This window comes from Acetobacter lambici, from assembly GCF_011516885.1.
In the GTDB taxonomy this organism is placed as follows: domain Bacteria; phylum Pseudomonadota; class Alphaproteobacteria; order Acetobacterales; family Acetobacteraceae; genus Acetobacter; species Acetobacter lambici.
Window position 1 is genome coordinate 82,761 of sequence record NZ_WOTD01000007.1, and the last position, 22,727, is coordinate 105,487.

The window sequence follows — 22,727 nt, forward strand, 5'->3', positions numbered from 1 at the left end:
ATATGGCCGTTAACCGTTAAGCACTTTCGCGGTCGGGGGGAGCGTCCTGCGTTTTGCCCAGAGCGCGCAGGTAAGGCCGCTCCTTGGTCAGTGTTGCGGGCATTGGCATGTCCAGCGTGTCGGCAAACTGGGTTTTGGGCGGGGCGTCCTGTGCCTGCTGCGCGTGTTCGGCGGCAAGGGCTGCGGCACTGCTGGCAGCGGTTGCACTCTCCAGCGCGGACTGCACAAGCTGCTGGGCCGTCTGCTGCGCGCTCTGGCTGGCCTGTTGCAGCTTTTCCAGTGTTTCCTCAATAGCCAGTCGTGCGGCTTCGGCCTGTTCGATCAGGCTTTCCATCCGCCGTTCCTGCGAGGGCACCTGTGTGAGGGCCGCATCCAGCCTGTCCGCTACCGAATCGGCCTTGGTTGCCATATCATCCAGCTCGGTGCCGGTGACCTTGGCCTGCTCGATCATGCGGCTGAGCGGGCGACCGCTGACTTCCCCGGCCACGCGCAGCTTGTCCACGCCTTCTTCGGCCTGTTTCACGCTGCTTTCGAGCTTGTCCACCAGGTCGAGCAGGCTGGTGCGGTCGCGTTTGAGGTTGCCCAGCACCCGGCCCAGATAAAAGCTGTAGATAATGCCGAGGAACAGAAAGACGGAGAGCGTGATCTCAATGATCATCTGGATCTGTGTGAACATCATTCAGGTGATCCTCCAGTCTGATCCGGGGTTGCGTTGGCAGCGGGTGGCTGCGGGTGAGGGGGCTGTGGCGGCACGCCAAGGGGCGGGGGCAGGTGGTGCTCCTCTGGCGGGACCAGCCTGCGCTGGATTTTAACGGCGTTTTTGTTGCCCAGCTTGCCCAGACGGCCGTCAAACAGCGGGGTCTGCCCACATTGCAGACGAATGGGGAAGGGAGCGCCGTTTTTGTGCGGGAAGGTCATGAGGGAGCCGATCTTGAGGTTGAGCACCTCGGAGAGCGGGACGACCTTTTCGTCAAACACGGCGGAGACCTGTGCGTCGGTTTCCAGAATTTCGGAAAACAGATGGTCTTCCCAGATCGAGTCGCGCCCGAATTTTTCGCCCATGAACTGCTGCGAAAGCTGGTCGCGCACCGGCTCCAGCGTTGCATAGGGAATAATCAGGTCCATGTTGCCGGTGCGGTCCTCCATATCAATATGGAGTTTGGCCAGCACCACGGCGTTGGACGCGCGGGCAATGGCGGCAAAGCGGGAACTGACTTCCAGCCGCTCAAACGTAAGGTCCACGTTGCAGACCGGGTTGAAGGCGATGGACAGGTCGTTGAGCGTGAGGGTGATCAGTTTTTCAATCAGCGCGCGTTCAATGGCGGTGTGGGGGCGTGTTTCCACCCCCGCATGCCCAACACCGCGCGGACCACCCATAAGAATGTCGATAATGGAATAGGACATGGCCGAATCCACAACGACCAGCCCGTAATTGTCCCACTGCGCGGCCTTGAACACCGCGAACATGGAGGAGGAGGGCACAGCGCCCATATAGTCCCCAAAGCGCAGGGACCGAATGCCCTCGATCGTTATTTCAACGTTATCGTTGGTGAAGTTACGCAAGGTGGCGGACAGGATGCGCACAAGCCGGTCAAAGACAATTTCCAGCATGGGCAGGCGTTCGTAGGCCACGAATCCGGCCTTGATAACGCGTTCCATGCCGGTTTCTTCCGGCTCGTCAAACCCGCCAAAGGTATGGCCCAGCAGGTTGTCGATTTCCGACTGGTCCAGCAGATGGCTGCCAAACGGGTCTTCTTCCGGGGTGGCACCGTGTTCGCCATGCTCACCATGTTCGGCCTGCGCGCCCGCGGCGTCGTGCTCGGTGTGGGCGGCGGCATCATCGGGGTGGGCTGTTGCGTCGGCCGTGGCGGGGTGCTCTGGCTCCGCGTTATCCTCGTGCTTTGCCGTAGCGTCAGACGCCGCATCCGGTGCATCGGGGTGCGGTTCTGCTGGCGCGTGTTCGCTCTCGGGGGGCTCGGCCTGTGGCGCGTGCTCCTGCTCCGTATGCGGGGCGTCGGGTGCCGCGTCTGCTCCGGGTTCGTGGTTCCCGGACCCTGATGCTGTGTCGTCTACATCCTGCATGTGGTTTGTCGCTACGGTTCCTGAGGGGTGTCTGTTTGCGCGGGTGTCAGAAGCAGGAGCGCTTTACTGGACAAGGAATTCAACAAGATACAGGTTTGTCACCTGTAGGGGAGCAAGCTGTGCGCGCAGGCGGCGCAGAATGGATTCGCGCAGCCTGTAAATGCCATTCCCCCGGATGTCCTGCGGTCTGGTTTCGTGCAGGTAGGTCTGGAACACATCCTGAATTTCCGCAATCCGGTCCTGTAGTGCGGCCTCGTTCGGCACACCGCTGACTTCCACCTTGGCGGTCAGCTTGACGTAAACCGGGTGGCCACCAGACGTGTCCAGATTGGAGACCATGGGCGGAATACCCAGCAGAATGGGTGGATGCATGGCGGCTTCGGCCTTGCTGCCCACATTCTGCTTGAGCTTGGAGGTAAAGATTTTATCTTTTTCCCAGAACACCCCACCGCCGACAAGGAGAACGAGACCGGCAGCACCCGCCATAATCAGTTTCCGCTTGGACTTGGGGGCGTCTGCTCTGGGAACTGCTGCGGCAGCATCTGCTTCTTTTGCGCCGGTTACAGTTTCGCTCATGTCTGGTGGGCTCCGGAATGGTTAATCAAACACCTCTGTTACCAGTTTAACCGCTGGTGCGCACCTACTCAATGGTGGATGAGGCGTTACAGTCGCGCGTGTTTACTGCCAGTTTTACCTGAGTAGGGCGCAAGGCCCTCAGGATTTTGGGCCATCTCTGGGCTATCCGTGCAAAAGCTGGCGCAGTACCTGCACCACTTCATCTTGCTCCGCTTCGGTCATGACCGCAAACAGGGGCAGGCTGATGGCACGTTGGTAATAGTGTTCAGCGGCTTCAAAGTCTCCCGCAGCAAACCCCATGCGCGTGTAGTAGGGTTGAAGGTGGACGGGAATATAATGCAGGTTTACCCCTATGCCAGCCGCCCGCAGCCCTTCAAACACCGCGCGGTGCAAGGTGTGGTCCCTGAGCCGTATGACATATAGATGAAAAGCCGAGCGCGCATCCGCCAGCCGTCCGGGCAAGTCCAGCGGCAGGTCGGCCAGTAGCCGGTCATAGCGTTCGGCCAGTACGTTGCGGCGGGTCACGTATTCGTCCAGCCGTTCAAGCTGGCTCAGGCCAAGAGCTGCCTGCATGTCCGTCATGCGGTAGTTCATGCCCAGTTCGATCTGTTGGTAGTACCACGGGCCATCTGGCTGGTGGGTCATTTCCGCCGGGTCACGTGTTATGCCGTGGCTGCGCAGCCGCGCCATGTGCCGCGCCAGATCGGCGGAGTTGGTGAGCGCCATGCCCCCTTCCGCCGTGGTGATGATTTTGACCGGATGAAAGCTGAAGATTGTAATGTCGCTATGGGCGCAGGCTCCCACGGGCTGGTTCTGGTAAAGCCCGCCTATGGCGTGGGAGGCATCCTCTATGACGCGAATATTGTAGGCTTTGGCCAGCGCGCCAATGGCGGCCATATCGCACGACTGGCCACACATATGCACGGGCACAATAACCTTGGGCAGGCAGTTGTTCTGTGCGGCGTGGCGTAGTTTTTCCTCCAGATGCCGTGGGGACATGGTGAAGGTGTCTGGCTCGATATCCACAAAATCAACCTGTGCCCCGCAATACAGGGCGCAGTTGGCGGATGCGACAAAGGTAATGGGGGAGGTCCACAGCACATCGCCCGGTCCAAGCCCCAGTGCCAGACAGGCAACATGCAAGGCGGAGGTGGCGCTGTTAAGGGCAACCCCATGCCCGGCTCCAACCCGTTGGGCAATGGCCTGTTCAAAGCGTGGGATTGTTGGACCCTGAGTGAGAAAGTCCGACTTTAGAACATCGGATACGGCCTGAATATCGGCCTGTGTAATATGCTGCCGCCCATACGGGATCATCGCGCCGCACTCAGTAAGGAATCCGCGTGGGTATTGAGCCATTCGCGCAGGGTTTTCTCTGGCATCCATTCTGTATTGGTGTTGCTGGAATAAAGGAAGTTATCTGCCACGCGGGTACCATTTTTGATGCGCTGCGGGTCTTCAAACCAGTGGTTGAGCTGGGGCAGAATTTTAAAGTGCTGGTCATACTCATAAGTATAATGTGCATCTTCTGTGCCAACCATCTGCTCGTGCAGCTTTTCCCCCGGACGGATACCTATGATCTCTTGCCGGGCATTGGGGGCAATAACGCGGGCAATGTCGGTCACCTTCATGGACGGAATTTTTTTGACGTAAATTTCCCCGCCCACCATATCGGCCAGTGCATGCCAGACCAGATGGACCCCCTGTTCAAGCGTGATCATGAACCGGGTCATGCGTGGGTCGGTTATGGGTATGACGCCCGTATCGCGGATGGAAAGAAAGAACGGAATGACCGACCCCCGAGACCCCATGACATTGCCATACCGCACAACGGAAAAACGGGTGTCCTGCGTACCAGCATAGGCATTGGCGGCTACGAACATCTTGTCGGACGCCAGCTTGCTGGCACCGTAAAGGTTGATCGGGCTGGAGGCCTTGTCGGTTGAGAGGGCAACAATACGTTTGACCCCTGCATCCAAGCAGGCCTCAATAACATTAATTGCACCGTTAATGTTGGTCTTTATACATTCAAAAGGGTTGTATTCCGCCACAGGCACTATTTTTGTAGCGGCGGCATGGACCACATAGTCAACCCCGGACAAAGCGCGGTGCAGGCGCTGGGCGTCGCGCACATCGCCTATAAAAAAACGGACGCGGGGATCGTTCTGAAATTTTTTGGCCATTTCCCACTGTTTCATTTCATCGCGGGAGAAAATGATAATCTTACGCGGGTTGAAATGTTTGAGTGTCATGGGAACAAAGGCGTGGCCAAAAGATCCTGTACCGCCGGTGACCATGATAACGGAATTGGTCAACATATTCTAACTGTCCTTTTTGCCACGCTGATTGTGGGCTCCGAGTAGGTTGCTTGCTTGCAAAGCGTTGACACAACCGTGTTTCCGGTAGCTCTTCCTCTGCGTTAATGGGGAGGAATGTGGCTGTATCCTTGGCGCAAGGCAAGAGGCAGTCTTGTTGTTGGACAATATTCGTCCGTGGGGGTGGAGGGGGCGTGCATTTCTTTTTACCTGCGTGGAAGATATGCTTGGGCCAACCATCAGGCGTGGGCCTGATCCGGCCCCCAAGCCTGAAAAAAAGGAGCGCCAGATGACCGAACCTTCCGTGCTGTGCATTACGCAGGCCCGCATGACCTCCCGCAGGTTGCCCGGTAAGGTTATGGAGCACGCAGGCGGCAGCACTGTGCTTGGCTGGCACCTTGGGCGTTTGCAGCGCAGCCGCCGGATTTCGCGCCTTGTGGTGGCCTCCGTGCAGGGGGAGGAATCCCGACCTATCTGCGATCTGGCTCAAAAAATGGGTGTGCCCGTTGTGCTGGGGGATGAGGAGGACGTGCTCAGTCGCTTTGCACTGGCGGCACAGCGGTTCCCCGCGGATATTATTGTGCGCGTTACATCGGACTGCCCGTTAATAGACCCCGATCTGGTTGATCGCACGGTGGATCTGTTTTGTGCAGGAGGGGCCGATTACGCCAGTAACGGTGGTGGTGGGTACCCGCGCGGGTTTGATGTGGAGGTCTTTTCGGCCAGTGTTCTGCGCGAGGCACAGGAAAAAGCCGTTTCCATGCACGAGCGCGAGCACGTGACACCTTATATATACCAGCACCCCGACCGCTACAGGCTGATGACCCTAGGTGGCGGCCGAGGCGAGCAGTACCGCCTGTGCGTGGATGAACCAGATGACCTCGCTCTGGTCCGTCTTGTTCTGGCGGAACTGGCGGACCAGCCCGATTTTGGCTGGGAGGACGTGGTGCGGCTTATGGACGCCCACCCCGACTGGGCGGCACTGAATGCGCAGGTGGTGCAAAAAACAGCCTGACCCTTGCCCCGCCTGCAAATGCCCCGCCTAGTTGGCCAGCATGTTCCACGCGAACGGTTCGCCCTTTTTAAGGTCGCGGTTGACCGCCTTGCCTAAAATATCGGGCAGGTATTTGGGGGGGAGGCCATAACCGGGGCGAATGGAGCGTACGGTCTGGGGGGTTAGTACATCCCCCGCGCGCATGTCTGCCACAACATACAGCGAGCGCCGCCCGTAAATGGCCCCTTTTTCCGAAGGTTTCAGCCCGTAGTCTATTTGCCCCAGTGCCTTCCATGCCGTGCGGCATCCATCGGCCATGGCGGCAAATTCGGCGGGTTCGAGAGAAAAATCGGCATCCACGCCCCCTTCCGCGCGGGAGAGGGTGAAGTGTTTTTCAATAATATTCGCCCCCAGCGCCGTGGCCGCTACAGGCACGGCAATGCCGTGGCTATGGTCAGAAAGACCAACAACTGTGCGGAAGGTCTGCGCCATGTGCGGAATGGTGCGGAGTGCGCTCTCCTCGGCGGGGGTGGGGTAGCCGCTGGTGCAGTGGAGCAGCGCGAAGGAGGCGTTCATGTCGCGCAGGAGCGTGACCACGTCCTCTATTTCCCCCAAAGAGGCCATGCCTGTGGATACGATAATGGGCTTGCCCAGCCGCGCCACGTAACGGATGAGGGGGAGGTCCACAATTTCAAAACTGGCAATTTTGAAGGCAGGCGCGTCCAGACCCGCCAGCAGGTCCACAGCGGTCGGGTCAAACGGGGAGCTAAAGACGGGAATACCCACTTTGGCCGCATGGGCAAAAATGGCAGCATGCCATTCCCACGGGGTATAGGCTTCTTGATAAAGGTTGTGGAGGGTGCGCCCTTTCCAAAGCCCGCCTTCAATAAAAAACCCCGGACCATCATGGTCAATGGTTATGGTATCCGCCGTGTAGGTCTGGATTTTTACCGCATCCGCACCAGAGGCCTTGGCCATGTCAATCAGTTTGAAAACGCGGTCCAGCTCGCCTTTATGGTTGCCCGACAGTTCTGCAATCAGATACGGGGGCTGGTCAGAGCCAATAACGCGCTCTGCAATGGTCATGGTCTTGTGCAACGGTTTTCCTTTGCTCTGGTGCCCGAACCGGGCAGGCCGGGTAGGCGCAATTCTGGTGCGGGTCGGGTGGTGGCTGCGCGTGGGTCTGTGTCCGGCCCAAAAGACACGTCATGTTTTGGAGGCGCCTTTGTTGGTTAGGCATTTTTTATAGGTGTCGGGTGTGTGCAGGCAATATAAATCTTGCCTGCGTTGGCAGGGGGTTTGGTCATTATGGGCGTAATTTTGGTCATGGCGGAATAGAGCATGGCAGATGTTCTTTTTCGGGTGGATGCATCCACTGTTATCGGGGTTGGGCACGTCATGCGCTGCAAGGCGCTGGCCGAGGCACTGGTTGAACGTGGAGTGGGTGCTGTGTTTGTGGTGGCGCATCCGGCCGAGGTGGTGCATCGCCTGTTACACGGCACGGGCTTTGATGTGCTGGTGCTGCCTGCGAGGGTTGTAGCTGGGAGTGTGGAAGACGCGGCCTGTGTTGGCGCCATTGCGCGTGAACGCGCGGTTCGGGCCTTGGTGCTGGATGGTTACCAGTTTACGCCGGACTACATGGTGCAGTTGAGGGCAAGCGGGCCACTGGCTGTTCTGGATGACATGGCGACCCAGCCCGCCCTACCGTGCGACTTGATTATTAATTCAGCCCCGCATGCGTTTGACCTGCCGTATGCCACCCTTACCCAAGGGGCCGATACGGCGCTTGGTCCGGCCTTTTCGCTGATCCGTAAGGAGATCAGGGACCAGATCGCCCGGGGGAGCGTCTGTTTATCGCAGCGTTCATCCGTATTGGTCACATTCGGGGGGAGCGACCCGCTGGCACTCACCCTGCCATTGGTGCGCGGTCTGTTGCCTGTTTTGCCGCCGCAGGTGGTGGTGGATGTGCTGGTCGGCCCCGCCGTGGCGGGTGTGGCGCAGCTTATGGCGGATTTGCAGGCGTTGGGAGCGGGGGCGCGGTTGCGCACATACCATGCCCCCCCACAGCTTGCTCCCATTATGGCCCGTGCCGGGCTGGCCATTACGGCAGGCGGTGGCACGGTGGGGGAACTGGTGGCGCTGGGCGTGCCCGTGGTGGTGGCTGTTGTTGTGGACAATCAGGAAGGTGCCGCCAGCGCGGAGGGCGACAACCCTGCCATAGACATGCGCCAACCCGGGAGTGTTACGTGTCTGGTGCACGCAGCAGGCCGCCTGTGGGCAGATGCCCCCGCGCGCGATGCCATGGCCCGTGCAGGGCAGGCCGTGGTGGACGGGCAGGGCGCATTACGCGTGGCCGATAAGGTGTTGCAACTGCGGGTGGACTAGACCCTTCTGCCAAGGTGCGCGTTCCATGCAAACCGCCCTGTCATCCCCCTTTGGGGCATGGGCGCGCCCTAGTAAAGGCTGACGGTGTGTGTTAGCCTGAACGAGTTTATTATTGTAGGAAATTAAAGGTTTTAAAGTAATGACCAAAGCTGAGTTTCTTGAAGAATTGGCGGTTGTCCTGGATGTGCCCGAAGGTAGCCTGAAGGGCCCGGAAGTGCTGGAGGAACTGCCCGAGTGGGATAGCCTGGCCGTTATCAGCTTTATTGCTCTGGTGGATGACAAATTCAATCATGTTGTGAGCGGCGACAGCCTTGCAAAGGCTGTGACAATTGATGATCTGGTTCGCCTTGCCAAAATTGACACTGCCGGATGAGCGTTGCAGCCACGGCCTGCAGGGCAGTTATTAACCCGCTGGACCTGACTGGACGCCGCATTCTGGTAACGGGTGCATCTTCAGGTATTGGGCGGGGGACTGCCATTTTTCTCTCGCAGCTTGGAGCAACACTTGTTGTTTCTGGGCGCGATGAGGAGCGGTTGCAGGCAACAATCGGTATGTTGCATGGAGTGGGCCATCAGGCCGCTCCATTTGATCTGGCTGACCTTGACGCTATTCCCAAATGGATCAAGCAACTGGCTCAGGATGGCGGGGTGCTGCACGGCGTGGCCCATTGCGCGGGGCTTCAGGTCTCGCGCCCGGTCAGGGTGATTGATGCCAAATTTATTGACACCATTCTCCGCGTCAATGTTTCCGCAGCCATTATGCTGGCACGCGGTTTCCGCCAGCGGGGTTGCCATGGGGAAGGTGGGGCGCTGGTTTTTGTTGCCTCTACTTCATCCCTTGCCGGGCAGGCCACTAACGCGGTTTACTGCGCGTCCAAAGGTGGGCTTGTCACTGCGGTCAAGGCGCTTGCGCTTGAACTGGCGGTGGACGGCATCCGTGTGAACTGTGTTAGTCCGGGTCTGGTCGAAACCGAAATGTGCGAACGGTTCCGTGAAGTTGTTACGCAAGAGCAGTTTGATTCCATCAAGAACGCCTACCCCCTTGGTGTGGGGCAGCCAGAGGATGTGGCACAGGCCATAGCATTCCTGCTGGCAGGTACCGCGCGGTGGATAACAGGTACAAATCTTCTGCTTGATGGTGGCACGCTCGCCGGTGGATGAAAAAAATGACTGTGCAGATAACTCAGGGTCTTAAACCAGAAGCCTATTATGATCAGTCTGTTTATGATCAGGAACTTCAGCTTATTTTTGCCAGAACATGGCAGTTGGCGGGGTTGGCATCGGAGTTGGCGAAGCACAATGATTTTTTGACCGTGCAGGTCGCGGGAAAAGACATTGTTGTTCAGAATTTTGATGGAAAAATAAAGGCTTTTCTTAACGTTTGCGCGCATCGTCATGCCCGCTTGCATGAAAAGTCCTGCGGTAACAACCCCCTGCGCTGCCCCTACCACGGGTGGGCTTACAATAGTGAGGGTGTGCCGGTTGGGATTCCGGGTAACAAGCCTTTTTTCAATTTTGACCGGCAGGAAAAAGCCAGTCTGGCATTGACCAGTGTGGATGTGGCCGTGCGCGGTCCTCTGGTGTTTGTCAGGGTAGAAAAAGGCGGTCCCTCGCTGGATGAATGGCTGGGTACGTGCGGCCCCCATCTGGACGAAATGGCCCCGCTTTTTGCTGATCTGTTTGACCGGGACGAGGCAGTCTGGCACGCAAACTGGAAAGTGGCAGTTGAGAGCACATTGGAGGGCTACCACATTCCCTATGTGCACAAGACCAGCTTTTCTCCCATGCTCGAAGGGGGGGATGAGCCAGCCGAACAGGCAGATTTGGTGCTGGATGAGGACTCTCGGCTTATAGAGCTTGGCCATCATTCCTACGGGATTGCGCCACTATCGGACGATGGGCGGGCATCTATTGGTCGGTATGTCAGTCGGCTTGGTTTGCAAAAAAGCACCCATTATAAAGGGTATGACCACTTTTTTCTGTTTCCGAACATGACCGTCCTGATCAGTGGCGGCACGGTGGTTGGCGCACAGATCTACGAACCCATGGGGCCAGAAGCCACGCATCTGCGGTTCTGGATGCTTTTGCCCCCATCGACCAAACCTGCCCAGCGTGCTTCTGCTGCGGGGCATGCGGTAGAGCAGAAGCTGACGGAATTTAATGATCTTGTTTTGGAAGAAGACAGGATTATTTCTGAAAGTGTTCAAAAGGGGAAGCATCAGACGCACCGTCCTGCGGTTTTGGGCACCAATGAGCGGCGGATTGCCCTGTTCCATAATGAGTGGCGTAAGGTCATTTAAGGCATGCCGTTTCTTTTTCGCACACCCACTCTTGCAGATGCCCAGATGTTGCTGGACTGGAGGACCAGCCCCGATATTGCCGCCCAAATGACAACACAGGTCCCCTATGATCTGGAAAAGCAAAAGGCCTGGCTAAGCGCGTGCAACGCGCGCGAGGATTATGTGCATTTTGTGATTATGCTCAAAGAGGGAAAAACGCCTGTCGGGTACTTGTCGTATAACAAAATAGACTGGCAGAAGCGCGAATGTGAGATGGGCTATTACACCGTTTTGGAAAAACACAAACGGCATCTGGGCGCGTATATTCCACAGTTTGCATCCGATTACTGCTTTCATGTCATGAAAATGGAAAAAATTGTCTCATGCATCCTGCCGGGCAACAAGCGCATGATCGAGAGCATGAGGCGCCGTAACATTCCCATGCAGGAGCAGCCCGATGGAAGTTTTTACTTTGAACAGAGCGTTGACGATTTTTTAAGTCGTACCCGGTGGTTTTCACTGGAGCAGACTCTTTCTGCCTTCCCGCCGGGTCGGCCGGATCCCGCCTGATAACATTGCCATATTGTTGGAGACCTGAGTTATGAAAGCAACCATTAAGGGCGTTAGGATCGCAGGTATTGTTACTTCCGTGCCAGAGACCCGCCACTCTGTGCTTGATGCGCCCACCAATGCGGAGAGCAAGCAGGAAGCAGAAAAGCTGACGGATTCCATTGGTGTTAAGGAACGCCGGATTGCAGCCCCCAATTTTTGCACATCCGACTTTGCCGTCCATGCAGCCGAAAATGTTATGAAGCAGCTTGGCTGGGCACCCGAGACAGTCGATATTCTGGTGTTTTTGACGCAGGGTGTGGACTACCCACTCCCCGCCACGGCCTGCCTGATCCAGAACCGTCTGGGTCTGCCAACCACGACTGCGGCTTTTGACGTTGGTCTTGGCTGTTCAGGTTATGTCTATGGGTTGTGGATGACAGCGCAATTGCTGGCGGGTAGCGATAGCAAACGTGCGCTGTTCCTATGCGGGGATGTCAGCTCCAAATCGTTCCATGATGACAGCAACGCAGCAAGTCCGCTTTTTGGCGATGCAGGCAGTGCGACCGCCCTTGAGCGAGATGATAACGCGGTTTCCATTCCTTTGGTGATGGGCACGGATGGGAGCGGGGGGCGGCATATTTCCGTTGAGATGGGTGGCTCGCGCAACAACTGGCTACCTTACCTGAAAAAGGGAGGTGTAACGGAAAAAGAGATCGCACTGGGCGACCTGCATATGAATGGGCCAGAGGTGTTCACCTTTACGCTCAGAGGTGTGCCGCGGCTGATCAAGGATATTTTGGAATACGCGGAAACCTCGCTGGACGAGGTGGACTATGTTGTCTTCCATCAGGCCAACAAGTTTATTCTGGAGCACCTGCGTAAGAAGATCAAAATTCCCGAAGACAAGTTCATCATCAGCATGGAAAACTTCGGCAATACCAGCTCCGCTTCCATTCCTCTTGCGATCTGTGAAGCCCTGCCAGACAAGTTTACCAAACCAACAAAGCTTTTGCTGGCCGGGTTTGGGGTAGGCTGGTCGTGGGGCGGCATGGTTGTTGAGGTGGGGCCAATCCCCCGGCCCAGCATTGTTGAACTGCCTGCAAACAGCCCGACCCTGCCACTATGCCCGGTGGAAACCGCATGATCACGCAGACCGCGTTTGAGGGTAAAACCATCCTGCTCACTGGCGCATCAAGCGACAGTGACATAGGTCTTGGTATTGCCCAAGCGCTGGCACAGTGCGGCGCACGGCTTATTCTGGTCGGGCGGCGGCGGGAGGAACTGGAAAAAACACGCGACCTTCTGGCAAACCCCGCAAAGCATAGTGTGGAGCCGTTTGATCTGTATGATATGGACGCCATTCCTGCATGGATGGCCCGGCTTGCTGTGGCGCATGGGAAACTGAGCGGTGTTGTGCACAGTGCCTCCGTGCAGGGGTATTCACCTGTTAACACGATCAAGAAGCAGCATTTTGAAGGCTATTTTCTGCTCAATGTTGGCGCACCCATGGCGTTGGCCCGGGGCCTGCACCAGCGTGGCGTGGCGGCAGAAAACGCCTCCATGGTGCTGATTGGTTCTTCCGCCGGACTGCGCGGCATGAAGGGGCGTGCGCTCTACGCATCTTCCAAGGCGGCACTGGTTGGGTTGACCAAGTCCTTGGCGCTGGAGTTTGCTAAACGGCGCATGCGGGTGAACTGTATTGCTCCGGCCCTTATCAGAGGTTCCAAATCGGACCAGCAGTTTGCTATGCTGTCCGAAGAACAGGGCAAAGCTCTGGAGGCCATTCATCCCATGGGGCTTGGGCAGCCCCATAATGTTGCGGATGCCGTGGTGTTTTTACTGTCCGATATGGCATCATGGGTTACGGGTGTGGTGCTGCCGGTTGATGGCGGGTTTGTGGCTTAACCTGTCAGGATCAATGGTTGTCGGCAGGGTGTAAAAAGTGCTCCCTTGATCGAAAATCTGCTCACAACAGACCTGATAAGGGATAGTATGACCACCGTTAATTTGTATTACTGCCATAGCCCGATCTGTGCGCATCTGGCACTCAAACAGGCCGAAGCCGTGGGTGATGCGGAACGGCACGTTTTTATTGCTGCACGGAATACGGCTGTGTCGCGTGCGGTGTTTACGCTACAAAAAGATGTGTTTGAAACACGGCAGGAATTTCTGACTTTTGTGCGCGACATATCCGCTTTTGTGGACGGGCTTTGCGCCCCGGGGGACCACCTACGGGTGTTTGTGCCCCATGCGGCGGCTTTGCCCACACGGATGCTGCTATGCCACAAACGTGTGGACAGCGTGTATTTTATGGAAGAGGGCAGCGCTTACTATGTGGAGCAGCCCGACAATTACGCCCTGACATGGCCTGATTATATAACAACATTTGACCTGAACGAGCAGGATATTATTGATCTTGCGGTCATTCTGGGCCGCACGACGGATGAGCACGTTCTGGTATTTCGGTCACTGACCGAATGCTTTCACATGTTTCATGATATCTGCCAGCGTGTTGTGGGGCTGCTGATTACACATGAAGAGGCACTGGCCTCTCTGTCCTACAGGGACAATCTGCATATCATTGTACGTCCGCTAGAGCCAATGTTCAAAGTGCCGTTGGAAAGAGCGGTCCTATATATGCTTGGTCCGCACCACCAGTCCCTTACGGAGCATGGAGCGCCTCTGGACGATGTTATTAAAACACACAAGGAAATAATCCGTGTGTTGTTAATGACGTATGAGCGGGTCATTATTAAACCACACCCAGCGGACATGTATTTCTGGCTGGATATTGTTCATAATTATCAGACTACCCCCGAGGTTACGACCTTTGCCCAACTGCGCCTGACCAGCTATGGCGACAAGCCGTTTGAAGGTGAGCCATCCGTGCTCAACTTTGCCGGGTTTTATCTGGGGCATTCCTCATCACGCCTGTATGTTATCCGTCTGTGGGGCACGGAGCGGATTGTTGACCATGACCTTGGCGTAGGTGTGGCTCCGGCTGGCCCTGTTTTGCAAGGTAGGGTGGAAAATACGGCAGGCATGCAATATGCGTTTCCTTCTGCCTTTGTTATGCTTCCGGGTCAGATGGAGCCGACCCTTACCCATCTGCTGGACACGGCGGGGCTGGTCCCGACAAGGCAGGCCAGTCTGGAAAGTGTGCCTTGGGCTGTTCTGCCCGGTGGCACGTACAGACTATCCAATGGATCGAACTGTACGGATTTTAGTTTTCCGCAGTCTTCATCATTGTTTTTTATTCGCTCAATCCGTGATTGTCTGTGTGGTATTCTCAACACCCTGCTTTCGCATAATTATGGGCAGGCCACCCCGCCCATTGCACGCATACTCCTAAGCTGCGCGAATGATGAGGAGAGAATGCTGCGGTTTTTGGCTGAAGTTGGCGAACAGTTTTTAAAGCAGACCTTGTTTGGTCCAATGGCCCGCTTTATTTTTCTGCCCGGTGTTCTCACACTCCGTGTGCCAGACAGGGATGAGCCGGACTACGCAACGGCATGGCAGGACGCTCTATTAAAAATCAGGGACCACCTTAACCTGCCCGCAGTAGGCTCTGGTGGGGATGCTCTGCCAGCAGCGGCAGGCCCGGTTGAGGGAGCGGCATATTCCGCATTGCGGGCGCGATACTGGAGTGATGCGGCTGAAGCCCGGTTTGTAGGGTTTGGTGGAGACAGGATTCAGGCGTTTTATGATTTTGAAAAAAGTGACCTGTCCGCGCTTAGGGCGTTTATTGGTCACTGGGGTCTGTTTCATAAGATTATTATACAGATCCTGCCCAATGGCACCGTTATTTCACGCGCGGGGCATTTAGGGCGTGTTTTTGCGAGCAGTGCTGGCCAGCTTGTTATTGTGTGGGATAATGTGCCCCAGATCTACTACCTGCAGTTTGAAGGCCCGTCAGGCAGATACCTGGCTGGGTGGACAAACTACGGGGAGGATATTTTTGCCTCGCGCTGGTAGGGCCGCAGCTTTGTAACGCAAGTCCGCCGCATGCTGGACCGGGCGGTATGTGCCCGGTCCGTAGCGGGTGTGTCGGTTTTTTACCGTGCCGCAGGTATGGTGGCGTTCACCCTGTCCGCCAGCCGAATGACCAGTCCGCGCATGAGCGAGGCAACATCCGCATCCGTGCTGACCGGGCCTGTGGCCACAAGGTGCGTGCGTTCGCGCGTGAGTGGCAGGTTGGGGTCATGGGGGAGCACGGCCCATGTGGCGTCCAGCGTTGCCTGCCCGTTTGCATCCACATCAAAGCGCGAAATGTCGATCTGCACGCGCATGGTGGCAACATCGGCCAGAGGCTGGTCGGTAATCAGCTCCGATGGCCGCTTGTTGGACAGCACGTTGGTCAGCAGGTCCGTCACCCCAAGGGACAGGCGCGAGGCCCAGCGGGAGCGTGAACTGCGCAGGATTTCTTCACCATTGCGGGTAATGATGTCCTGCGAGTCCAGATAGTCGGGCAGGATAATGCGGCTGATGGCAATGGTGGTCGCACGGGCGGAAAGGTGCGGTTCGGTCACATCGGCGTCCGATGGCACGCCCAGCGTGTACACCCGCAGCGGGGGGGACGCGCAGCCAGCAAGCGTGAGGAGCGAGGAGCAGGCCATAACGGCCAGCAATGTGCGGCGTGGCGTAAAGGTCATGGGCGGCGTCCCATCAGCAGAAGTTGCGGGTTGCGTTCAATATCGGACGAAAAGCCGCGCAGCGATGCGGCCGAGGCGGCAATGTCGCGCAATGCGGCGTCAAGGTTGGCGCGGTCGAGCGAGCGGGGGGAGAGAATGCCCTGCAACGAATCCAGCGTTTTGGTGGCCGAAGCCAGTGTTGCATGCAGGTCCGTGCCGCGCGCGTTCAACTGCGTGGTCCCGGTTTCCATCAACTGGTCCATTTTGCTCAGGGTTACGTCCAGCTTGGCTTGCAGGTTCTTTATGGCGTCGGTCGCGGTGGCCAGTGTCTCGTGCGACATGTCGGCTGTCTGTTTTGCACTCAGCAGCAGGGGAGGGAGGTCCCTGTTCAGGCTGTCGCTGAGCTGGGTGACGGAGAGCAGGGCCGCATCCGCATGGTGGCTGATCTCCTTTATGGGGATCTGGCCCAGCGAATCCTTCAGCTTTTCCACCGCCGACATGCGGACGGGAATTTCGGGCAGGTTGGTAATGCGCGGGTGCAGCACGGGTTCGACCGAGCGGTCAAAGTCCAGTTCAATGTTGGACTGCCCGGTCACAAAGCTGAGCAGGTTCAGCTCCGCGCGCAGGCCAATGCCGATCAGTTCCTGAATGCTCACCTTGTCCCCACCGGGCACGTCCTTGACCACATGGATCTGGTCCGGCTCAAGCGTGAGGACTACGGGAATGTAGGCTTTGTGGTCGGCGGGGTCAAAGCGCAGGGTAATGCTTTTGACCGTGCCCACCTTGACCCCACGGAAGTTGACGGGGGCGCCAACGGACAGGCCGGTAATGGAGTTCTGGAACACCACCACCGCCTCGCGCGAGGGAGCCAGAAAGCTCATGTGCCCAAAGGCCATGACAATAAACAGGGCCAGAAAGCCGCCTAACAGCACGAAGGCCCCGATAACGGTTTTGCGGTTTGTGCTCTCAGACATGCCGGTCTGCCTTTGTCTCATCTGTCGGGGGGATGGTGGAGGAGCGGTTCATGAACGCCATGACTTCGGGAATGGTACTGTGGTCGCGCAGGTCGCGCGGGGAGCCGTGGGCAATGGGCAGGTGGGTTTTGGCGTCCAGAAAAATGCCGTCATCAGCAATGGCGAACAGGCTTGGTAGTTCGTGGCTGACAATAACAATGGTCGCCCCCAGCCCGTCCCGTAGGGTCAGGATCAGGTCATCCAGCCGGGCGGAGGTAATGGGGTCCAGCCCTGCGGAGGGTTCGTCAAAAAACAGAATGTCGGGGTCCAGGGCTATGGCGCGGGCAAGGCCCGCGCGCTTGCGCATCCCGCCCGAAATTTCGGACGGGAACAGGTCGATCGCCTGTTCCATACCCACAAGCCCGAGCTTGAGTTCCACCAGCTTGCGCACCACATCGGGCGGCTGGGTGGTAAACATTTCCATGGGCAGGGCCACGTTCTCGCCCACGGTCATGGAACTCCACAACGCGCCGGACTGGAACAAGACGCCAAAGCGGTGGTTGATCTGGGTCCGGCGGTGTTCGTTCTGCGCCCAGTAATCCTCCCCCCCCCACCAGAATCTGCCCCGTGGTGGGGGGGAGCAGGCCGATCAGACTTTTGAGCAGCGTGCTCTTGCCACAGCCAGAGCCACCCATGACAGCAAAAATGGACCCACGTTTGAGGTCGAACGACACATTCTGCTGGATGATCTTGGGGCCAAAGGACAGTTCCACGTCCCGCACGGAAATAAGGGTATCGGTCTCGGCCATTGCTTATATCCCCAGCGCGTTGGCCATAACGGCGAACACGGCGTCCATGGCGATAATGCCGACAATGCCAATCACCACGGCACGGGTGGCGGCAATACCCACATCGGCTGCACTGCGCCCCGCCTTAAGCCCCACGCGGCAGGCGGCAAGGGCAATGAAGGTGCCAAAGAAAAATGCCTTGATGAACCCGAACACGAACTCCTTGAGTTCGACCCCGTTGATGGTGGAAATCCAGTACCCAATGGGGGAGACATCCATCATGCTCATGCTCACCACAAACCCGCCCAGAATGCCAATGAGCGTGCCATACAGGTAGAGCAGGGGCATCATGAGCGAGAGGGAGAGAATGGCGGGGAGCAGGATGTAGCCGGAAATGGGAATGCCAAAGACCTGAAGGGCGTCTATTTCCTCATTCCCCAGCATGGTGGAAATGCGCGCCGCATACGCCCCACCCGTGCGCCCGGCCATGATGATTGCGGTCATAATGGCCGAAATCTCACGCGCGCAGGCAATGCCTACAAGGTTGGTCACGTAAATTTCCGCGGCAAAGCGGCGTAGTTCCACCAGCCCCACAAAGGCCAGAATGGCCCCGATAAGGAAGTTGACCACACCCACGATCAGCAGCGCGTTTGGTCCCGCGTTCCACAGGTCCGTTATCAGGTCCTTGGTGCGCATGCGGCTTTTGCCGTGCAGGGCGTGCATGGCCCCGCGCGTGGTGTCCAGCGCAAGGGAGGCCACGACCCCTGTCTCGTTCAGGGCACTCAGGGTCAGGTCGCCGGTTTTTTCCAGCAGGTTCTGCCTGTGGTTGTCGTGCTGGGCGGGTGGGGCCGGGTTGGGGGGCAGCAGGGCCAGCAGGCGCTGGGCGGGGGCGGGCAGGCCGCTCTGGTCAAATTCCAGCCCGGCTGTGGCGGCGGCCTGTTTGACCTCCCACAAAAAGGAGATGAAGGACGTATCCCACCCCGTAATGCCCGCCGTATTCACGCTCAGGCTGGCAGCCCCCGGTGGTGGGGCGGCAATATCGGCCCCCGTAAACGGCATGACCCCGCCGTTGGGTACCGTCCACGCGCCGCGCACGCTCAGGCAGGGGCCGTGCGGCCCGTCCTGTAAGGACCATGCGGGTCGCGCGGCAGGCTCTGCCGTGGCGGTGGGGGGGGAAGGGTCAGTTTGCTGGGTCATTGTTTGTGACAACATTAAGACAGGCCATGCCACGCTGGCTAGTCCCGACATGGTGAGTAAAGACCCGCATAGCCCCGGTTGGGGGCGGGGTGGGGCGTGTTGGTCTTGAGTTTGCTAATAATTTCCATGGTCAGGCATTTTCGTCAGCCCAGCATTGCAGGCGCGCATTGCAGGGGGGCGCGTGCTCGGCTAGATGCAGCGCTTGGTGTGCGCCGGGCAGGTCCGGGGCGGTAACCGGGAGTGGCGCAGGCATGGCGCGCGCTCCCCCGCATACGGGAGTTGACATGCGACGCAAACGCGGGCGGCCACTTAACGGCTGGCTGATAGTGGACAAGCCCTCGGGCATGACCTCCACGCAGGTAGTGGGGCGGGCCAAACGGCTGCTCGATGCGCAAAAGGTAGGGCATGGCGGCACGCTGGACCCGCTGGCTACCGGGTTGTTGCCGCTGGCCTTTGGCACGGCCACCAAAACCGTGCCTTATGTTATGGACGGCACCAAGGTCTACCAGTTTACCCTGCGTCTGGGGGAAGCGCGCGATAGTGATGACGCCGATGGCGCGGTCACCGCCACATCGGACGTGCGCCCCACTGACGATGAGCTACGCGCGGCCCTGCCCGCCCTGACGGGCGACATTATGCAGGTGCCCCCTGTGTATTCCGCCCTCAAGGTGGCGGGGGAACGGGCGTATGACATGGCGCGAGATGGCCGCCCGCCCGAACTGCCCCCTCGCCCCGCCCGCGTGGACCGTTTTGAACTGATTGCCCGGCCCGATGCGGACACGGCGGTGTTCGAGGTCGAATCCGGCAAGGGCGTGTACATGCGCGCTCTTGCGCGTGATGTGGCGCTGGCCTGTGGCACGGTTGGCCATATTGCGGTGCTGCGCCGCCTGCGCGTGGGGCCTTTTACCGAGGCCGATGCAATTATGCTGGACAAACTGACGCCAAACGACGACAACGCCCATGCTTCTGCGGAACTGCTTCTTCCGGTCGAGACCGCGCTGGCCGACATCCCGGCGCTGGCCCTGACTGAGGAGGAATCTGTTCTTCTACGCCACGGGCGGGCTCTGAGCCTTGTTGATCTGATGGGACGTATCCCCCAGACCGACGCATCAGGGACCGTGCGTGTCATGGACGCAGGGCGTGTGCTTGGCCTTGGCCGCCTGGAGGAAGGGCAGCTTAAGCCAGTACGCATTCTATGACATTTTTCTGATGGAGACATGTGATGTCGATTACCGCTGAACGCCGCACTGAGGTTATTGCTGAATACCAGACCGCCCCGGGCGATACGGGTTCGCCCGAAGTGCAGGTCGCAATTCTGACCGTGCGCATTAACAACCTGACCGACCACCTCAAGACCCACGCGAAGGATTTCCATTCCCGCCGTGGTCTGCTGATCATGGTTGGTCGTCGTCGCCGCCTGCTGGACTACCTGCGTGGTAAAAGCCAGAGCCGCTACGAAGCGCTGATCGCGCGTCTGGGTCTGCGCCGCTAATCCGGTTTTTTGTCCTCAGGTCTGGCGGTATGCCGGGCCTGTGGGCAGGCCGGAAAGGTTTGTGGGGGTTTTTGTGCTGGCCATATGCCCGCCAAACCCCCATATACCGTTGTACGCCACAGGCTTTGGCACGCGGGCATTGACGATCCGGGTAAGGCCACGGCGTTTCCGACCACATGGCGCCTGGGCGGTGCTGCCGCCAGTCTCCATGCCGTCCGAGGCGCTGTCCGCCATTCGGTTCTGTCCCGCTGTTTGCCGTGGTTTTGAACAAAGACTGTGTCAACAGAAGATGAGAAGACAGAATGTTTAACTACTTCCGTAAAGAAATTGAGTGGGCAGGTCGTCCGCTGGTGCTCGAAACCGGCAAGGTCGCCCGTCAGGCCGACGGCGCCGTGCTGGTCACGTATGGCGAAACCGTGGTCCTGTGTACCGCCGTTGGCGCGCGTGACGTCAAGGCTGGTCAGGACTTCTTCCCCCTGACCGTCAACTATCAGGAAAAAGCCTACGCGGCTGGCAAGATCCCCGGTGGGTTCTTCAAGCGTGAAGGTCGTCCTTCCGAAAACGAAACACTGGTCTCCCGCCTGATCGACCGCCCCATTCGTCCCCTCTTCCCCGAAGGGTTCCGTAATGAGGTGCAGGTCATCGCCACGGTGCTGACCCACGACATGGAAAACGATCCGAGCATTCCCGCCCTGATCGGCTGCTCGGCAGCACTCACCCTGTCGGGCATTCCGTTCTTTGGCCCCGTGGGTGCAGCCCGCGTTGGCTTTATTGACGGCGCGTTCATCCTCAACCCCACGCAGGAACAGCTCAAGGAAACCAGCCTTGATCTGGTGGTCGCCGGTACCGCCGAAGGCGTGCTGATGGTGGAATCCGAAGCGTCCGAACTGTCCGAAGATGTGATGCTGGATGCCGTGACCTTTGGCCACGCTGCCTTCCAGCCCGTGCTGGACGCCATTATTTCGCTGGCTGAACACGCAGCCAAGGAACCTTGGGACCTGCCGAGCGAAAGCAAGGAAGAAGCTGCTCTGCGCAAGCAGGTGGACAAGCTGGGCCGCAAGCTGATTGCCGATGCCTACAAGGAAAAGCAGAAGCAGGTCCGCTACGAAAAGCTCAAGGCCGCACGTGGCGCCATTGTGGAAAAGCTGACAGCCGCCGAGCTGGACGTGGCCGCAGCCAAGCCCATGATCAAGGACCTCGAAGCCGATGTGGTCCGCACCTCGGTGCTCAAGACCAGCAAGCGTATTGACGGGCGTGACCTTGTGACCGTGCGTCCGATTGTGCCTGAAGTTGGCGTGCTGCCGCGCGTGCATGGCTCCGCCCTGTTCACCCGTGGTGAAACACAGGCGCTGGTCGTGACCACGCTGGGCACCGGGCAGGACGAACAGGTGATCGATGCGCTCGAAGGCGAATACCGCACCAACTTCCTGCTGCACTACAACTTCCCTCCCTACTCCGTGGGTGAGTGCGGTCGCGTAGGCTCCCCCGGCCGTCGTGAAATCGGGCATGGCAAGCTGGCATGGCGCGCCCTGCACCCGCTGATGCCCAACCGCAAGGAATTCCCCTACACGGTGCGCGTTGTGTCCGAAATTACGGAAAGCAACGGCTCCTCCTCCATGGCGACCGTTTGCGGTAGCTCGCTGGCCCTTATGGATGCCGGTGTGCCCCTCAAGCGCCCTGTGGCCGGTATTGCCATGGGTCTGATCAAGGAAGGCGACAAGTTTGCCGTCCTGTCCGACATTCTGGGCGATGAAGATCATCTTGGGGACATGGACTTCAAGGTTGCGGGAACCGAAGAAGGCGTGACCGCGTTGCAGATGGACATCAAGATCACGTCCATCACGCCCGAAATCATGAAGATCGCTCTGGGTCAGGCACGTGATGGTCGCCTGCACATTCTGGGCGAAATGAGCAAGGCGCTGACCGAAAACCGCACGACCGTTGCCACCACGGCGCCGCGTATCACCACCATTAAGGTGCCGCGCGAAAAAATCCGTGATGTCATTGGTTCGGGTGGCAAGGTCATCCGCGAAATCGTGGAATATTCGGGTGCGAAAGTGGACATCGGCGACGATGGCACCATTACCATTGCCGCCACCGCCGAAGAGCAGACCAAAAAGGCGCTCGAACGCATTAACGGCATTGTGGCCGAACCCGAACTGGGCCGCATTTACGACGGTAAGGTTGTCAAAACCGCCGACTTTGGCGCGTTCGTCAACTTCCTTGGCGCGCGTGACGGTCTGGTCCACATTTCCGAACTGGCGCAGGGCCGCGTTGGCCGTACCAGTGATGTGGTCAAGGACGGAGACGCCGTTAAGGTCAAGGTCATCGGCTTTGACGATCGCGGCAAGGTCAAGCTGTCCATGCGCGTTGTTGATCAGGCTACGGGTGCCGACATTACGGAAACCGTGGGTGAAAAACCTGCCCGCGCACCGCGCCGGGATGCCGAATAAGGCATCCAATCGCGGGGGGCTTGCTCCCCCCGC

General features: G+C 58.4%; 23 protein-coding genes and 1 pseudogene. 12 read left to right on the forward strand and 12 right to left on the reverse strand.

Translation table 11 applies throughout. From position 1 onward, the window contains the following. Window positions 1-16 precede the first annotated feature (16 nt). From GOB86_RS15840 to pseB, 5 genes are all read right to left on the reverse strand, one after another. On the reverse strand, window positions 17-679 hold the full coding sequence (locus tag GOB86_RS15840) for a DUF6468 domain-containing protein (RefSeq protein WP_194301098.1): 663 nt from the start codon (window positions 677-679) through the stop codon (window positions 17-19). Beyond that, on the reverse strand, window positions 676-2,082 hold the full coding sequence (gene fliM / locus GOB86_RS05650; RefSeq protein WP_242012518.1) for a flagellar motor switch protein FliM: 1,407 nt from the start codon (window positions 2,080-2,082) through the stop codon (window positions 676-678). The genes GOB86_RS15840 and fliM overlap by 4 nt, the downstream gene beginning before the upstream one ends. Window positions 2,083-2,145: 63 nt before the next feature. Beyond that, window positions 2,146-2,658 carry a flagellar basal body-associated FliL family protein gene (locus GOB86_RS05655; protein WP_165991390.1) on the reverse strand — a complete coding sequence of 171 codons (513 nt, stop codon included), beginning with the start codon at window positions 2,656-2,658 and terminating at the stop codon, window positions 2,146-2,148. A gap of 162 nt (window positions 2,659-2,820) precedes the next feature. Further along, entirely contained in the window at window positions 2,821-3,972 is a 1,152-nt protein-coding gene (pseC, locus tag GOB86_RS05660) for a UDP-4-amino-4,6-dideoxy-N-acetyl-beta-L-altrosamine transaminase (protein WP_165991391.1), read from the reverse strand. Then, entirely contained in the window at window positions 3,969-4,973 is a 1,005-nt protein-coding gene (gene pseB / locus GOB86_RS05665) for a UDP-N-acetylglucosamine 4,6-dehydratase (inverting) (RefSeq protein ID WP_165991392.1), read from the reverse strand. The genes pseC and pseB overlap by 4 nt, the downstream gene beginning before the upstream one ends. A gap of 286 nt (window positions 4,974-5,259) precedes the next feature. Between pseB and GOB86_RS05670 the strand changes: the two genes are divergently transcribed. Continuing rightward, complete coding sequence (locus GOB86_RS05670; RefSeq protein ID WP_165991393.1) at window positions 5,260-5,985, forward strand: cytidylyltransferase domain-containing protein; 726 nt, start codon at window positions 5,260-5,262, stop codon at window positions 5,983-5,985. Window positions 5,986-6,012: 27 nt separating this feature from the next. On the opposite strand, the gene pseI is transcribed toward GOB86_RS05670, so the two are convergent. Further along, window positions 6,013-7,062, reverse strand: coding sequence for a pseudaminic acid synthase (pseI, locus tag GOB86_RS05675; protein ID WP_338421515.1), 1,050 nt, complete (start codon window positions 7,060-7,062; stop codon window positions 6,013-6,015). A 243-nt stretch (window positions 7,063-7,305) separates the two neighbouring features. Here pseI and pseG point away from each other — a divergent pair, with 243 nt between their 5' ends. The 8 genes from pseG to GOB86_RS05715 all read left to right on the forward strand — a co-directional run bounded on the left by pseG (window position 7,306) and on the right by GOB86_RS05715 (window position 15,155). Continuing rightward, the gene (gene pseG, locus GOB86_RS05680) at window positions 7,306-8,349 is read left to right on the forward strand and encodes a UDP-2,4-diacetamido-2,4,6-trideoxy-beta-L-altropyranose hydrolase (protein WP_165991394.1); all 1,044 of its coding nucleotides are present in this window, start codon (window positions 7,306-7,308) and stop codon (window positions 8,347-8,349) included. 139 nt (window positions 8,350-8,488) lie between these two features. Further along, window positions 8,489-8,722, forward strand: a complete 234-nt coding sequence (locus tag GOB86_RS05685) for an acyl carrier protein (RefSeq protein ID WP_165991395.1) — start codon at window positions 8,489-8,491, stop codon at window positions 8,720-8,722. After that, window positions 8,719-9,510: an SDR family NAD(P)-dependent oxidoreductase gene (locus GOB86_RS05690; protein ID WP_165991396.1), complete on the forward strand. Its 792-nt coding sequence runs from the start codon at window positions 8,719-8,721 to the stop codon at window positions 9,508-9,510. The genes GOB86_RS05685 and GOB86_RS05690 overlap by 4 nt, the downstream gene beginning before the upstream one ends. Before the next feature lie 5 nt (window positions 9,511-9,515). Continuing rightward, entirely contained in the window at window positions 9,516-10,649 is a 1,134-nt protein-coding gene (locus tag GOB86_RS05695; RefSeq protein WP_165991397.1) for an aromatic ring-hydroxylating oxygenase subunit alpha, read from the forward strand. A gap of 3 nt (window positions 10,650-10,652) precedes the next feature. Further along, window positions 10,653-11,198, forward strand: a complete 546-nt coding sequence (locus GOB86_RS05700) for a GNAT family N-acetyltransferase (RefSeq protein ID WP_165991398.1) — start codon at window positions 10,653-10,655, stop codon at window positions 11,196-11,198. Window positions 11,199-11,229: 31 nt separating this feature from the next. Further along, window positions 11,230-12,324, forward strand: a complete 1,095-nt coding sequence (locus GOB86_RS05705; RefSeq protein WP_165991399.1) for a 3-oxoacyl-ACP synthase III family protein — start codon at window positions 11,230-11,232, stop codon at window positions 12,322-12,324. Then, window positions 12,321-13,085: an SDR family NAD(P)-dependent oxidoreductase gene (locus GOB86_RS05710; protein WP_165991400.1), complete on the forward strand. Its 765-nt coding sequence runs from the start codon at window positions 12,321-12,323 to the stop codon at window positions 13,083-13,085. Before GOB86_RS05705 ends, GOB86_RS05710 begins: the two co-directional genes overlap by 4 nt. An 87-nt stretch (window positions 13,086-13,172) precedes the next feature. Further along, on the forward strand, window positions 13,173-15,155 hold the full coding sequence (locus GOB86_RS05715; protein ID WP_165991401.1) for a hypothetical protein: 1,983 nt from the start codon (window positions 13,173-13,175) through the stop codon (window positions 15,153-15,155). 80 nt (window positions 15,156-15,235) lie between these two features. Here the strand turns inward: GOB86_RS05715 and GOB86_RS05720 are convergent, their stop codons facing one another. The 5 genes and pseudogenes from GOB86_RS05720 to GOB86_RS16350 form a co-directional block, all read right to left on the reverse strand. After that, window positions 15,236-15,832 carry a PqiC family protein gene (locus GOB86_RS05720; RefSeq protein WP_165991402.1) on the reverse strand — a complete coding sequence of 199 codons (597 nt, stop codon included), beginning with the start codon at window positions 15,830-15,832 and terminating at the stop codon, window positions 15,236-15,238. Then, entirely contained in the window at window positions 15,829-16,785 is a 957-nt protein-coding gene (locus GOB86_RS05725) for an MlaD family protein (protein WP_165991403.1), read from the reverse strand. Before GOB86_RS05725 ends, GOB86_RS05720 begins: the two co-directional genes overlap by 4 nt. Continuing rightward, window positions 16,778-17,573, reverse strand: a pseudogene (locus GOB86_RS05730) (ABC transporter ATP-binding protein). Before GOB86_RS05730 ends, GOB86_RS05725 begins: the two are co-directional and overlap by 8 nt. 3 nt (window positions 17,574-17,576) lie before the next feature. Further along, the gene (locus GOB86_RS05735; protein WP_165991404.1) at window positions 17,577-18,749 is read right to left on the reverse strand and encodes an MlaE family ABC transporter permease; all 1,173 of its coding nucleotides are present in this window, start codon (window positions 18,747-18,749) and stop codon (window positions 17,577-17,579) included. 130 nt (window positions 18,750-18,879) lie between these two features. After that, a complete protein-coding gene (locus GOB86_RS16350) occupies window positions 18,880-19,002 on the reverse strand; it encodes a hypothetical protein (protein ID WP_277875455.1) in 123 nt (40 codons plus the stop codon). A gap of 31 nt (window positions 19,003-19,033) precedes the next feature. Between GOB86_RS16350 and truB the strand changes: the two genes are divergently transcribed. Together truB and rpsO are read left to right on the forward strand one after the other, a co-directional pair. Next, window positions 19,034-19,948, forward strand: a complete 915-nt coding sequence (gene truB, locus GOB86_RS05740) for a tRNA pseudouridine(55) synthase TruB (protein WP_165991405.1) — start codon at window positions 19,034-19,036, stop codon at window positions 19,946-19,948. 23 nt (window positions 19,949-19,971) lie between these two features. Continuing rightward, window positions 19,972-20,241, forward strand: coding sequence for a 30S ribosomal protein S15 (rpsO, locus tag GOB86_RS05745; RefSeq protein ID WP_165991406.1), 270 nt, complete (start codon window positions 19,972-19,974; stop codon window positions 20,239-20,241). 15 nt (window positions 20,242-20,256) lie between these two features. On the opposite strand, the gene GOB86_RS05750 is transcribed toward rpsO, so the two are convergent. After that, the gene (locus GOB86_RS05750; RefSeq protein ID WP_165991407.1) at window positions 20,257-20,475 is read right to left on the reverse strand and encodes a hypothetical protein; all 219 of its coding nucleotides are present in this window, start codon (window positions 20,473-20,475) and stop codon (window positions 20,257-20,259) included. A 68-nt stretch (window positions 20,476-20,543) separates the two neighbouring features. Here GOB86_RS05750 and pnp point away from each other — a divergent pair, with 68 nt between their 5' ends. Continuing rightward, window positions 20,544-22,694, forward strand: coding sequence for a polyribonucleotide nucleotidyltransferase (pnp, locus tag GOB86_RS05755; RefSeq protein ID WP_165991408.1), 2,151 nt, complete (start codon window positions 20,544-20,546; stop codon window positions 22,692-22,694). Window positions 22,695-22,727 lie beyond the last annotated feature (33 nt).